Source organism: Akkermansia sp. UBA7090, assembly GCF_002493465.1.
In the GTDB taxonomy this organism is placed as follows: domain Bacteria; phylum Verrucomicrobiota; class Verrucomicrobiia; order Verrucomicrobiales; family Akkermansiaceae; genus Akkermansia; species Akkermansia muciniphila_A.
On record NZ_DKYW01000010.1, the window covers coordinates 73433 to 88122 of the forward strand.

Annotated in this window: 8 protein-coding genes; all 8 read right to left on the reverse strand. The window is 59.4% G+C overall.

What is annotated here, in order from left to right; all coding sequences use genetic code 11:
- Positions 1 to 81 precede the first annotated feature (81 nt).
- The 8 genes from B3075_RS04790 to gyrB all read right to left on the reverse strand — a co-directional run bounded on the left by B3075_RS04790 (position 82) and on the right by gyrB (position 14498).
- Positions 82 to 465, reverse strand: coding sequence for a hypothetical protein (locus B3075_RS04790; protein WP_046435379.1), 384 nt, complete (start codon positions 463 to 465; stop codon positions 82 to 84).
- Positions 466 to 544: 79 nt separating this feature from the next.
- Positions 545 to 1669: a Rid family hydrolase gene (locus B3075_RS04795; protein ID WP_290489006.1), complete on the reverse strand. Its 1125-nt coding sequence runs from the start codon at positions 1667 to 1669 to the stop codon at positions 545 to 547.
- A 17-nt stretch (positions 1670 to 1686) separates the two neighbouring features.
- Positions 1687 to 3549, reverse strand: coding sequence for a hypothetical protein (locus B3075_RS04800; protein ID WP_290489004.1), 1863 nt, complete (start codon positions 3547 to 3549; stop codon positions 1687 to 1689).
- Positions 3550 to 3563: 14 nt separating this feature from the next.
- Positions 3564 to 7109 (reverse strand): SUMF1/EgtB/PvdO family nonheme iron enzyme, encoded by a 3546-nt coding sequence (locus B3075_RS04805; RefSeq protein WP_290489002.1) that lies wholly within the window; start codon positions 7107 to 7109, stop codon positions 3564 to 3566.
- Between the two features lie 218 nt (positions 7110 to 7327).
- On the reverse strand, positions 7328 to 8599 hold the full coding sequence (locus B3075_RS04810) for a peptidase U32 family protein (protein WP_290489000.1): 1272 nt from the start codon (positions 8597 to 8599) through the stop codon (positions 7328 to 7330).
- Between the two features lie 3 nt (positions 8600 to 8602).
- Positions 8603 to 9235, reverse strand: coding sequence for a lactate utilization protein (locus tag B3075_RS04815; RefSeq protein ID WP_290492030.1), 633 nt, complete (start codon positions 9233 to 9235; stop codon positions 8603 to 8605).
- 59 nt (positions 9236 to 9294) lie between these two features.
- On the reverse strand, positions 9295 to 11916 hold the full coding sequence (gene gyrA / locus B3075_RS04820) for a DNA gyrase subunit A (protein ID WP_290488996.1): 2622 nt from the start codon (positions 11914 to 11916) through the stop codon (positions 9295 to 9297).
- Positions 11917 to 11939: 23 nt separating this feature from the next.
- A complete protein-coding gene (gyrB, locus tag B3075_RS04825; RefSeq protein ID WP_102731945.1) occupies positions 11940 to 14498 on the reverse strand; it encodes a DNA topoisomerase (ATP-hydrolyzing) subunit B in 2559 nt (852 codons plus the stop codon).
- Positions 14499 to 14690: the final 192 nt, after the last annotated feature.

The following is a 14690-nucleotide window of genomic DNA, read 5'->3' on the forward strand; positions in this document are numbered from 1 at the left end:
CAAAAAGATACGCCAAAAATAAAATTATAAAGCCTCTTCTCCCCCCCAGGAAAAACATCCCTCCGTCGCCGCCAGGAACTCTCATTCCACCCTGCTAACGCTGAAACAATACACGGCGGGGTTAATCAGGGCCAGGGGAAGATAAAACACGGCAAAGGAAAGCGAGCCGCCATACAAAACCAGGCACAGGATGGACATGACAAACAGCACGCTGATTTTCAAACTCCGCGCCCAGTCCAGACGGTGCACCAGCCAGACCAGGACGGCGCACACAAAACCGATCACCGCGCACAACACGCCGCCCAGGGCCAGAAACTGCACGTAGCTGGAACAGAACTGCTCCAGCCACCGCACATTATCCGGACTCGGCGGATTACCTTCCCAGGCAAAAACGCCCGGCGGCAACAACACCCACAACAGCACGGAAAGAAATACCAGACGGTCCGTATTAAGGCGATAGGTCATGCGCTTTCATGATACCATTTCCGTGCATAGGATAACAAGGGAAATCGCCCTCGCGCCGCGGTTCCTGGAACGGCAGAATTTACAATGGGGCAAAGGCAGGTTCTCCGGCTCCATTGACGGCTATTCCGTCTATTTCCACCAGCCAGCCGGGGCGGCAGACAGGGGCTTTCAGCATCACATGCGGCACCGCAGCCAACGGAGAGTCCATCAGCCGGCGGCGAACCGTTTCCCGGTCCGCCCAGTCGCGCAGGTACACTACGGCCTGCTTCAGGTCGGACAGGCTTCCCCCGCTCCTTTCCATCAGGGCGCTCATATTTTCCAGGGTGCGGGCCGTCTGGCCCACCACGTCCCCCGGATGGACAATGTTTCCCTCCGCGTCAATACTGGCGGTGCCGGAAAGGAAATAATGGGAGCGGTCTCCGTACACGATGCGGACGCCGCGCTCAAAGGCCACCCGGTACACATGCGTGGGGGACAGGTAGTCCGGCGCTTCCATGTACCGGACCTGCCCGGGCTCCAGCCCCGCGATGCCCAGACTGTCCATATGCAGCAGGCGGCCCGGCAGCTCCGTACAGCCTTCAATGCCGGTACTGGCGATGAAATGGCTCTCCGGAGTCAGCCCGTAACGGTCAAAGCATCCGTTGCGGCCTTCCACCAATCCCCGGTAGTTGTTGTCAATGTCCCGGCAATAAATCCAGGTGCGGTGAACCAAATCCGGCACAGCTCCCCCCTGTAAAGCGGCAATCCGGTCCAGCCAGCGGAATTCCTCCCGCATCTGGCCGCAGCTGTCCGGGGCGGAGAATTCCCCCTTGCCCGCCAGGAACAGCCGGTAATGCGTGCGGAGGGCTTCCACGACTGTTCCGCCCTGCTCCGCCCTACGCCTTTTTCCCAGCATTCCGCCGATGTGCCAGGCTTCCAGAGCCACGCGGGCCCCGTTCGCAGGGGGCTGTCCAACTATGGAAACATAAGAATTCCGTTCTCCTGTTATCCTCCGCAGCGGAGCCGACTGGCGCACCGGGTCGCTGACATGGAAACGCAGCAGGAATTCATCTTCTTCCCCGCCCCCCAGATTGCGGTACCTGGCCATCAGGGAACGCAGTTCTTCCTCAAAACTCGCGCCCGGCTCCGCCGTCATGCAGAAAAAGCGTTCTTCCGCCCCGTTTGTTCCGGACCATTCCAGTCGTTCAGGTACATTCGCCGTCATGATGCCCTCCCGCCCCTTTACAGGGACTGCACGTAATTGATCAAATCCTCCAGTTCACGGTTATTCAGGGAACTCGTCTTCCCGCGGAGATCCCCCGGATTGCATGTCGTGATGGCTTCCCGTATCGTCTTCGCACGGCCGTCGTGCAGGTAAGGGGCGGTCCGCCACACTTCCACCAGGGAGGGCACCAGAACGCTTTTACCTTCATCCAGCCCCGTGGCCGTCCCCGTGGCCACCAGTTCCTTGTTAGTGAAGTAAGGATGGGGGTGGCACCGCACGCACCCGGCTGTTTTAAACACTTCCCTGCCCCTCCGGGCGGATTCGGACAAGGCTCCCCGTTCCACGCCGGGAGCATGGCACTGGGCGCACCCCACCTCCCCTGTCTGCTGTTTGGAAGGGGTATGCGCCACCAGGAACGGGCTGGGAACTTCCTTCATGTTTTTCAGGTATGCATTCACGCATTCCGCCAATTCACCGGAAGGTTCCAGAAACTGGATGTGCACAAAACCCGCCGTCACGGCCACTTCCGCAGAGGCGCGGACGCCCAGCGTCATCACCGGGCTCGTCCGGTGGGAAAGGAACATGGTGCGCGTATTTTTCGGGTTACCCATGCCGTCATTCAGCAGATCCCAGTTCAGGCCGTCCACCCGGCCGTCCGGGTGGCAGGTGGCGCAGCTCTGCCACCCCTGGAAGCAATGGGAAGCGTCATTAAAATACCGTTCCCCCAGTTTTTCCCGGGAAGGCCGGAATGGGGCGTTCAGGGGAATTGCCCTGGATTTGCAGACATCCTTCAGGGAGATTTCCGCCAGAGAATCAGAAAAGTAGCCGGCCACATAAACGTTTTTCCCATCGGAGGCCACGGAGCGCGGGCCGTTCAAGGGCAGAGCGATCCGGATGCGGAGACCGTGCAGGAAACCAAGCCTTTCGGAAACCGGCTCATTGCTCCGGTCTTCCCGCTTCATGCGCTCCAGCAGGGCCGGGAAATCAATTACGGAGAGTTCATGCGTCCCCGCATGCGTCACGAACAGTGTTCCGCCGTCTCCGGAAAAAGAAACGCCCCATGGGTTGGCCGCCCCCGCATCCGGGTCATCCAGCAGAACGGGATGAGGCTTGCCCGGCTCGTCCGTATCGATAACCGTCACGGCATTCGTGTTCATCCAGCCGCGGTCCAGCTGCGTGGTGGGCGCCTGGTATCGGCTCAATACATGCGCCACGGCCAGATAGCGTCCATCCGGGCTTATCGCCATGCCGCGCACGCCCTGCGTCCCGTTGGAAAGCGGGAAATGGACAGCTTTTCCGTCTTCCACCAGAGTCAGCGCAGCAGCCGTGAAATCCCCGTCCGCAGCCCCGGCCGGCAAATGGCCGGCAGCCCAGATTTTCCTGCCGTCCGGAGAAACGGCCAGCGCTACGGGTTCACGGGGGACATTCCAGGAATTCAGCACGGTTCCGGCAGCGGCGTCCATTTCCAGCACGCGGGAATCAAACCGGCAGGCCACATACAGCTTTTCCCCCCGCACCACGGGAGACATGGGCGTATGCCCGGCAGGAAAAGAACGCTTCAACGCCCCGCTTTCCAGGTCCACTACTTCCACCACTCCGCGCGCTCCCCCCTCCGCCACATAAGCCGTCGCGCCATCCACGGCCATGCCGTTGGGAGGCTGGGCCAGCCGGATGCTTTTCACCTTTTCCCCGGAAGCAGGGTCCACCAGTTCCAGCACGCAGCTCTCATGCCCCAGCACGGCAACCAGGTGATTAACGACCTTCACATCCACCGGAGCCAGAGGGCCGGAAGCAGCATCCGGTCCCTGCCTGCATGAAATGAGGGTCAGCAGACAGCCAAGAACAGTCGCAGAGACGCGGAACATTTTTGTCAGTTTCATGGCAATTTCAACAATCAGTCTTCTATGATCACCCGGAACCCCACGTTGTACACCGGACGCCAGCCGGGATATCCCCAGCGCCAGGAGGATGTGGCCCGTCTGGGACGGTCATACCAGGAACCGCCGCGCACCGCACGGGGAACACGGGAGTCCAGGCTTTCATTGCGTCCGTCCCCTTCCTTCCAGGGATAGGGCCTGTATTCGGAACGGGTCCATTCCGCGGCATTGCCGATCATGTCGTACAATCCGTAGGCATTCGGCTTGTAACTCTTGACGGGGGCCAGGTGAAGCTTTCCGTCATTGTATGTTTCATCCCTCGGCACGAAGTCCCAGAAACGGTTGGGATTTTTAATCGGCCTGGGATCCACGCCGGAAACGGCCAGCTCCTTCAGCGTCACGTCCCCCAGGTTGGCATACGCGGAAAAATCCGCATCCCGTTCCCCGAAGAAGAAATCCGTATCCGCGCCCCCCCTGGCCGCATATTCCCACTGCGCTTCCGTAGGCAGGGTCACTTTTTTCCCGGTTTTCCCGGAAAGCCAGCGGCAAAATTCCATGGCCCGGGCCCAAGGCACCCGGATGACGGGAAAACGCGGATCGGCATCCATGTCGTAGCCGGGCTTCACCTGATCCTTGTAATGCATGTCATACCATCCGTTAGCATACTCCGGGTCAAAGCGGCGGTATTGTTCCAACGTCACTTCCGCCTCTCCCATCCAGAACGGCCTTTCAATCCCCACCGTGGAAACAGGACGTTCCGCCGGTGTTTCCCGTTCATTCCCCATCCTGAACTTTCCTGCGGGAATGCGGCGGAACGTCATGTTCACGCCGTCCCCCAAATCCACAGTCAGCGTTTCATTTCTCGGTTCCGGAACGGGAACGCTCTTTTCTCCGGCGCGGGTAATGGATTTCCCGGCGTCAGGGATGGAACCGCCGCCGCTTCTCCGGAACAGGGAATCCTTCATCGTCACGTAATTACGTTCCGCTCCTGAAAATCTGCCGTGCAGGTCATAACGGCGTTTCAGCAGCCCTTCATTGCGCTCTCCCGGCCATTCGCCCAGATAAGGGGCGTTCATGTCCATCCACGTGACCAGGCGGTTCCAGTCCTCCTGCGGCATGTCCACGCCATGGTGGCCTTTTTTAAGGAGCTGGTAAAGCTCCGACGTATCCGCGAAAAACTCCGTGGGGGCCAGCCCCAGATAGTTCCCCTCCGGGCCGTTGCGGCGCACATAGGGGTGCAGGTTCCAATAAGAGACGGAGCCGGGGGCGGGCGCCCCCTTGACGGCCTCCAATGTCATGAAATCCGGCACTCCTTCACGGGCCTTGCCTTCCGCTGTGTGGCAGCGTATGCAATGGCGGTCCAGCACGGGCTGCACTTCATTCATGAAGGAGAAGGTACGCGCGGGGCCGTACCACGGAACGATAGGAGCGGGTTTCTGGCGGGAAGCCATGACCGCCCTGGCGGGTGGAGCGCAGTTCTGCCGTTCATGGCAGCCGATGCAGCTGAGCGTTTCCCCCGGCATGGCGGTAAACCAGCTCCGCATCAGCGCCAGGGCACGCCCCTCCCCGTCCAGCACCTGAAGCGTCAAAGGCTGGCAGGCGGGAGCCGTGAAGATGGCGGAACCGTCAGGATTCACGGGCACGGTGCCGTACAGCACTTTCAAGTCCCAATTGCTCTCCATGCCCATGGCATAGTGGCTTCCCGTATTGCGGGGGCTGTACTCGGACATGAACACGCGCAGGGCCCTGGCTTCCCCTCTGGGCACTCCGGCCATGGCGCGGCCCCGGTACACGTCGGAAATATAAACCGTAGCCGTCTTGCTTTCCGTCTTCACCCGGTCATGCAGCACGGGCGGTTTTTGGCGCGGCCCCAGGGGCGCGGGGTCTGCATAGACGAAGTAGGATGAGGCCGTGAGAGGAACGATGTTATCGTATATGTCGCACCAGACCACATTGGTCACGCCCTGGTCGCCGGAAGGGGAGGAAACGGCCAGGAAACACTCGTCATTCAACGGATAAGGTTCTGCGAAATAAGGAGTCTTCAATCCCTGCACCAGCTGATCTTTGGTCACGTTTTCCACGGGCTTTCCATACCCCGGAATCTTCTGAACGGCACCCTCCGTGGCGGCGCGTCCCCTGTTCACGTCAAAAAGCACCAGTTCCCCCAGCCTCTTGACTCCATGGTGCCCGCTGACAATGCCCGCAAACATGCCCGGCCTGCCGGGGAGGGGCCGCGCGTTGAACAAGCTGTTGGGCCAGTAGGAGTTGGAACCATAGTATTCCTTCTGGTCGCTGCCGTCCGGATTCATGTGCATCAGCACGCGGCTGAAATAGTGGGCGCTTTCCGTGTACTCCCAGCGCAGGAACATCACCCTGCCGTCCGGCAGCATGGTAGGGAACCAGTTATTGTCCTGGTCAAAGGTAAGCCGGCGGGTCGTTTTCTTTTCCCGGTCGTAAAGGTGGAGGTTGCCCACGTAATCCACCCCGGCCACGCAGGGCACCCCCTGCATGCCGGAAGTATTGACGAAAATAATCCGGCCGTCCGGCAGGTAGCAGGAATTATAGCTGTCCGTATCCGCCGGCATGTGCGCGGTAAGGGATTCCTTTTTCCCGGTTTTCAAGTCCAGCTCAAACACGTCCCAGGGCCTGTTTTCCTTCTTGCCGAATCCATTCCCGGTGAACATGAGCTTCTCCCCGGAAAAATCAATATCCAGATGCCCGACCCAGCGGTCGTCCGCCAGCAGCTGCTCCACAGGGGAAGAAGAGGAAACCCCGTTAAATTTCACAATGCCGCTGCGGTATCTGCGCCCGGAATCCGGCATGCTGGAAATACCCTGCCAGTTCGCCGGACGGTCATGATTGAAAGAACTTTTCCCGGACGGATTGAAACGCCGTACGCTCACCCATGCCTTCAGGCCGTTCTGTTCCGGCAGGGTTTCAATCAGGGCTTTTCTCCGCAGATCCACCATCTCCCGCAGCCGGGCCGCCTGTCCCGGCCCGGCCTGCTCCACCCACCGGTCCAGAGGCCCCAGCTCCTTCTCCCACTCATCCAGCCGCGCCAGAAAACCTTCCGCTCCGGCGTACCGTTCCCCGTACTTGTCCCGGTTTCGCTTCACCGCGCGGCGGATGGCCGCAGAGTCGTAATAGGCCGCCAGCTTCTTCAGCCTGAGGAAACGGACTCGTTCCTGAATGGCTTCCTGATGCTTAACCAGGTCATCCCAGGAAGAAACGGCTCCAATACTCTCTGCCGGAACGGAAAGAATTTCCGCCAGTGCGGAGCCGGCAGCCTTCCCGTCCGGCCATGCCTGAAATACGGGAATCAGCAGAACCATCGCATCCCCGCAATCGTCGGCGGCAGCCGGCTCGGAAAGGGAAGCCGCATACTCCGCCGTCCTTGTCCACACCTGCCGCATCCATGCATCCTTCTCTTTCACGGAAGACGCAGGCGGAATTACGGCCAGCTCCCGCAGCCAGGGCTGCAAACCGGAAGCATGGAGCATTCCTGCTCCCAGCAAGGCGCAGGAACATGAAAAAAGGCGCAGAAAGGAAATATAGGCAGGCATGGCGTATGGTTTTCAAATAATACGCCAGGGAAATTCTTTTTCATTCAATTGGAAAATCACTTTCCAACATTTTTATTCCAAACGAAAGATAATGAACGGATAACTTAATTAAGCCGGACGGCCCGCCGGGCAGGAAACGGAAAAATTAAAATCATTCTGCCCGTCGATTCCCGGTTTTTGGAAAAGGCAGGCAGAAGAGAAAAGGGTCAGCCGGGCATTCAGGCATCCTCCAGCATCCGGGGGCGCAGCAGATATACCTTGTCCCGGCGGCGCACCTGTTCGGGAACCGCCAGATAGACGGTTTCTCCCTTTTGAGCGGCTTCTACGGATTCCATTCCCTCTGCCGTCTCCTTCCGCATGGCGGCCACTTCCATGCGGACGGCTCCCGTAGTGGGACCTGCTATAAGGATGGTTTGCCCCACGGACAAGCCGCCGGCTTCCAGGAACAGGGCTGCCACCCCGTTCTTCTTATAGAAGTTTTCTACTCTGGCAATGTGGATCTTCAACAGGGCTGCGCGGCTGTTGGCTGAACCGCTCCATTCCCCCCACTTCACGCCCAGGTAATACCCGCCCTGCCAGAATCCCCGGTTGAAAACGGATTCCAGCCGTTTCATCCACGCTTCCGCCCTGTCCGAGGAAAAGGTTCCGTCCTGGCACGCCCGCGCGGCTTCCCGGTACACGGAGGTGACCGTCCTGACGTAATCCGAGGAACGTCCGCGCCCTTCCAGCTTCAGTACGGAGACACCCGCGTCCAGAAGCTGGTCCAGCACCGGAATGGTGCACAGGTCCTTGGGAGACATCACGTATTTATTGTCTATCACCAGCTCATTGCCCGTTTCCTCGTCCGTCACGCGGTAGGCGCGGCGGCAGTTCTGGAAACAGGCCCCCCGGTTGGCGGAGGAGTTGTAGGCCGCCAGGCTCATGTGGCATTTGCCGGACACGGCCACGCATAACGCCCCGTGGGCGAAAATTTCCACCCGCAGCAGCTCCCCGGAGGGGCCTTTCACGCCCTCCTTCCGGATGGATTCAATAATGTGCCTGATTTGCGCCAGGGTGAGTTCCCGGGCCAGCACCACCACATCCGCGTACTGCGCGTAAAATCTGACGGAGGCCATGTTGCAGACGTTGGCCTGCACGGACATATGGACTTCCAGCCCAATGGAACGCGCATAAGAAATCACCGCCAGGTCGGAAGCGATGACGGCATCCACACCGGCCTTCCGGGCGGCGGAGCACAGGGCATGCACCGCTTCCAGCTCTTCATCGTACACGATGATATTCAGCGTCAGATAAGCTTTGGCGCCCGCCTCATGGCAGCGCGCGACGATTTCCGGCAAATCTTCTTCCGAAAAATTGACCGTGGCGCGGGAACGCATGTTCAGTTTGCCTACGCCGAAGTACACGGAGTCCGCACCGCCCTGCAAGGCGGCCGCCAGGGATTCAAACGACCCCGCCGGGGCCATGATTTCTATCCGGTTTTGAAAAGGCATGAGTCAAAGTCCTCCGGATTCTTCCGTCAGAATGACGGAAATTCTTCCTTTGGGAAAGCATTTAACAAGGGACATGTGGATGTTGCACAGGCGGTCCGGGGAATTGCAATCCGCGCAAATTCCGGTGTGCATGCAGGGAGTCCTGAACCCTTCATGCCGCCTGGCGTTCAGGGGCGCAATGCGGCGGATGCGTTCCCGGGCCTCTGCCGGCGTGGCCACCAGCTTGTTGGAACCGGCCAGAAGAATGACATGCCGGGGTCCGAATGCCACCGGAGCCACACGGTTGCCCACCATGTCCACCCAGTGCAGGGTCCCTTCCATGCTGACGGCATTAACGCCGGTTAAAAACAGGTCCGCCGTCATGCCCCGGCGGCGGATCTCCCATTTTTCCTCCCGCTCCATGCCCGGAACAAAACCGTCATAGAACTGAATGTCCGGATTGGAGCGCAGGTCATCAAGAATGCCCGCAGCCTTCAAGGTCATGGAATCCCCATAGGAAGCGGACGACGGACTGAACTCCCGCACCAGGTCGCGCATCACCTCCGCAGCCTCCTTCAGGCCCGGCACTACAAAGCTCCGGAATCCGCGCCGTTCCAGACGTCCGGCACATTGCTCCAATGAAAGGGGGTCTTCCATAAAAACGGCCCATGAAGCACCCTGCTCCGGCATGGCGCCGGAGCAGGAAAACCTGAATATTATTCTTCCGCCGGAGTCTCCATTTCACCGGGCACTTCCCCGGCTCCCGCGTCTTCCGTTTCCGCCGGGGCTTCTTCATCCTCATCATCGGGAATGACGATGGAAATGTCCTGAATGGATTCGCCCTCATTCAGCGTCATGAGCTTCACGCCCTGGGTGGCGCGGCCCGTTTCACGCACGGTCGCCACCTTAATGCGGACGGATTGTCCGGCCGTGGTCATCAGCATCAGCTCGTCTTCGTCGGACACGACCGTAGCGGAAACCACCTTGCCGGTCTTGTCCGTGCAGTTCATGGTCTTGATGCCGGTGCCGCCGCGGCCCTGCGTGCGGTATTCGTCAAAGGAAGTGCGCTTGCCGAGGCCGTTTTCAGAAGCCACCAGCAGGGTTTTCTGCGGGTCCACAATGGCCAGGGCCACCACATAGTCCCCCGCCCGCGGGCGGATGCCGCGGACGCCGATGGTGTTGCGGCCCTGCGTACGCAGATCTTCTTCCGGGAAGCGGATGCTCATGCCGTCATGCGTGACGAGCACGATTTCATCGGCCCCGCTGGTAAGTTCCGCGTTCACCAGACTGTTGCCTTCCTCCAGATTAATGGCGATGATGCCGGCCTTGCGGTAGTTGGCGAAATCGTTCAGGCTGGTTTTCTTCACCGTGCCGTCCTTCGTGGCGAAAACAACATTGCCGCTGCCTTCCGCAAAGGTAATGTCATTGCCTTTTTCATCCACCCGGCGTTCCAGGCGCAGGATGGCCGCGATGGCTTCTTCCGGCTGGAGATCCAGCAGGTTCTTGATATTGCGGCCCTGCGCGCTGCGCGCCGCCTCGTCAATCTCATACACGCGGTCCACGTACACGCGCCCGGTGTTCGTAAAGAACATCAGGTAGTCGTGGTTCTGGGCGGCGAACAGGTGTTCGATAAAGTCCGCCTCCGCGTCCTTTTTGGCCCCCCTGGTAGTGGCTGCCTTCACGCCCTTGCCCCCGCGCGCCTGCACGCGGTATTCCGCGGAGTTGGTGCGCTTGATGTAGCCGCTGTGCGTGATGGTGACGATCATCGTGTCATTCGGGATGAGATCCTCAATGGCCATATCCCCGGAGAAGGGAATAATGCGCGTGACGCGCGGCGTGGCGTACTTGTCCTTAATCGCCTTCAGTTCGTCCTTCACGATGCCCAGCACGCGGGATTCGTTCGCCAGAATATCCAGGTAGTCCTTGATGCGGACCAGCAGTTCCGCGTATTCCCCGGAAATCTTGTCGTTTTCCAAAGCGGTCAGCTGGTACAGGCGCAGGTCCAGGATGGAGTTCACCTGGCGTTCCGTAAAGACATAGCGGTCCCCCTGGATGGAGGCCTGGGAACGGATCAGGATGCCCAGGCTTTCCGCCGTCTGCGTGGAGAAGGTGTAGTTCTGCAGGCGTTCACGGGCTTCATCCCGGTTTTTGGAATCCCGGATAATGGAAATGAAGTCATCCATGTGGTGCAGGGCCAGCAGGAAAGCTTCCAGGCGCTCGGCATCCTTCTCCGCGTCCCCCAGCAGGTAGCGCGTGCGACGCACGACCACCTCGCGGCGGTGCTCGATGTAGAAGTTGATGGCGTCCATCATGGCGAGCGTCTTGGGGCGGTTGTCATGAATCGCCAGCATGTTCACCGCAAAGGAAGTTTCCATGGAGGTGAGCTTGTAAAGCTGGTTCATGACCACCTGCGGGCGGGCATCCCGCTTCAGCTCGATTTCAATGCAGGTTTTCTCGTCGGAAAGGTCCCGGATGCCGGAAATGTCCGTCAGAATTTTATCCTTGTACAGTTCCGCGATGCGTTCCTGGAGGGCGGCGCGGTTCACGCCGAACGGCACTTCCCGGATAATGAGAAGGTCCTTGCCGGAATCCGTTACTTCCATGTCTATCTTGCCGCGGATGCGCACGGAGCCGCGCCCGGTGCGGAAGTAGCTGTCAATGCCTGAAAAGCCCAGCACGTCGCCTCCGGTGGGAAAATCCGGCCCCTTGATGTACTGGCGCAGCTCATCCACCGTCATGTGGGGGTTGTCAATCACGGCGCAAATGCCGTCCACCACTTCCCCCAGGTTGTGCGGAGGCATGTTGGTGGCCATCCCCACGGCAATCCCCGTGCCGCCGTTCACCAGCAGGTTCGGGAAAGCGGAGGGGAACACGGTAGGTTCCGTGTGTTCATTGTCGTATGTGGGAACAAAGTCCACGGTATCCTTATCCAGATCCGCCATCAGGGCCACGCCCATGCCGGAAAGCTTGGCTTCCGTGTATCGGGCGGCGGCGGGGGGGTCTCCGTCCGGCGTGCCGAAGTTGCCCTGGCCGATCACGAGAATATCCCGCATGGACCAGTCCTGCGCCATGTTCACCAGGGTGCCGTAAATGGCGGCATCCCCGTGGGGGTGGTAATTACCCATCGTGTCGCCCACGATTTTGGAGCATTTGCGGGTCTTGCCCCCGGGGGACAGATTGAGTTCCTTCATGGCGTACAGGATGCGCCGCTGGGAAGGCTTGAGGCCGTCTCTCACGTCCGGCAGGGCGCGGGAGATGATGACGGACATGGAGTAGTCCAGGAAAGAAGTGGAGAGCTCGTTGGCTACATCCACCGGTTTGATTCTATTATTTTCCATGGTGCTGAAAGAGAGTGCGGGGGTTAGATGTCAAGGTTGCGGACATTGAGGGCATGGTCCACGATGTAATTCTTGCGGGGCTCCACCACATCCCCCATCAGGATGGTGAACATTTCATCGGCCCTGACGGCGTTGTCGTCGTTCAGGATGACGCGGAGCAGCTCGCGCCGTTCCGGGTCCATTGTCGTCTTGAACAGGTCCTTGGCGTCCATTTCACCCAACCCTTTGAATCGCGTAATTTCCACCCCGCGCTTGCCGATGGAGATGACAGATTCCAGAATGTCCATGACGGAAAACAGGGGGGTCACTTTTTCCTTGTCCCCCTCGCCCTCCACCAGTTCAAACAGGGGCGTGTCCATGGAGACAATCATATTCCCCGGAATGCCCAGTTCCGCCAGCCGTGCCAGAGCCCGCGTGATGGCTTTGGCTTCATGCAGTTCATGGGTGATGGAGCGGCGGCTGGGCCCCTCCCGTTCCGGAAGCGGATTTTCCAGCAGCTCCTCTTCCGAGGGCATGCCGAAGATGAAAAGGTCCCTGTTTTCGTCGGAAAAGGCGGTCAGGGCCTCCATGTCATGGAAGAAAAGTATTTCCTCTTCATTGCCGCAGCGCACCTTCACCAGGAATTCCGGGAATTCCCCGTTGGCCTCCCGGTGGCTGAGCAGGTCTTCCAGGGAACCGCCCTGCGCCTGCATGGATTCCGTATAACGCTGGAGGTTGACCAGCGTTTCCAGAATGGCGGAGAGCTCTTCGGGAGAGAAGGAACGGGAACCGTCCGCGAAACGCAGGGTCACGTCATTGACGGCCAGTTCAATCAGTTTGCGGTTCAGGGCCACGTCATCCTGCACGTACTCTTCCTTTTTCCTGCGGATGATGCGGTACAGGGGCGCCTGGGCGATGTACAGATACCCGGCGCGCACCAGCTGCGGCATGTGGCGGCAGAAGAAAGTGAGAAGGAGGGTGCGGATGTGGGCGCCGTCCACGTCGGCATCAGTCATGATGATGATTTTGTGGTAACGCACGCGGTCCAGCTTGAAGGAGGCTTCATCGTCCCCTTCCCCGATTCCGGCGCCGATGGCCGTAATCATGTTCTGGATTTCCTTGCTTCCCAGGGCTTTGTCCAGGCGGGCCTTTTCCACGTTCAGCACTTTCCCGCGCAGGGGCAGGATAGCCTGCGTGCGGCGGTCGCGCCCCATCTTGGCGGAACCGCCTGCGGAGTCACCTTCCACAATGAACAGCTCGCACTTCGCGGGATCCCGGTCGGAACAGTCTGCCAGTTTGCCGGGCAGGCCGCCGATGGAGAGGGCGCTCTTGCGGACTGTTTCGCGCGCCTTGCGGGCGGCTTCCCGGGCACGGGCGGCCGTGATGCTCTTCTCGATGATCTTCTTGGCCATCGCCGGGTTTTCTTCAAAATACGTCTTGATTTCCTCGTACACGACGTTGCCCACCACGCCTTCAATCTCCGTATTCACCAGCTTGTCCTTCGTCTGGGAGGAGAAACGCGGGTTGGGCATCTTGACGGAAATGACCGCCACCAGGCCTTCACGAACGTCTTCGCCGCTCAGGGAGGGATCTTTTTCCTTCAGCAGGCCGTTGGCCTTCGCGTAACCGTTGATGACGCGCGTCAGGGCGCCGCGGAAACCGGAAAGGTGCGTTCCCCCGTCCCCGTTGTAAATGGAGTTGGCAAAGCAAAGGATATTCGTTTCATACGTGTTGTTGTACTGGAACACTACGTCCACCAGAACATCGTCCTCCATCTTCTTGCCGTCGTACTCCACTTCCACCTTCCGGACGCCGGAAATGGAAATGGGGTCTTCGTTGATCACTTCCTTGTTCGTGCCCAGCTGGCGGACGAACTCCACAATGCCGTCCTTATAGAAGAACGTTTCCCGGCGCGCCGGAGCTTCACGCTCGTCAATCAGTTCAATGACCAGGCCGGGATTCAGGAAAGCCAGTTCCCGCAGGCGCGTCGTCAGGCGGTCAAACTTGAACTCCGTGGTATCCGTGAAAATGGTGGCGTCCGGGAAAAACGTGATCGTGGTTCCCGTGACTTCACAGGCACAGGAACCTACGGTACGGAGGGGTTCCACCGTCTTGCCTCGCTCAAACTTGATCTGGTAACGCTTGCCGTCCCGGCGCACCTCCGCCTTGAACCAGTCGGACAGGGCGTTCACGCATTTGGCGCCCACACCGTGCAGGCCGCCGGAATACTTGTACGCGCCCTGGCCGAATTTGCCGCCCGCGTGCAGGTTGGTCAGAACCAGTTCCACGGCGGGAATGCCGAACTTCGGGTGGATATCCACCGGAATGCCGCGTCCGTTGTCCACGATGGAAATGGAACCGTCCACATGAATGACAATGTCAATCTTGCTGCAATAGCCGGCCAGATGCTCGTCAATGGAATTATCCAGCACTTCAAATACGCAATGGTGCAAGCCCCGTTCGTCAGGGTCCCCGATGTACATGCCGGGCCGCTTCCGCACGGCCTCCAGGCCTTCCAGTTTGTCAATCTGCGCGGCGCCGTATTCATGCTGCGCCGTCGTGGAAACGGTGGTTTCAACAACCTCGTTGGTATCTTCGGACATAACCGAAATATACTACGCTTATCTTAATTTTTTGCAAGGCTAATATTATAAAACGCGTGCGCGCGCGTAGGGCCTGTCCGTTCAAAACTCCGCTGAAATCGCATAAAAAAGGCCCTGTTACTCGCGTTCCGGTTTTTTCCGGCTCCGGATAGCGGATGAGGGGGCCGGGAACATTTGGCGCGTTTTTACCTC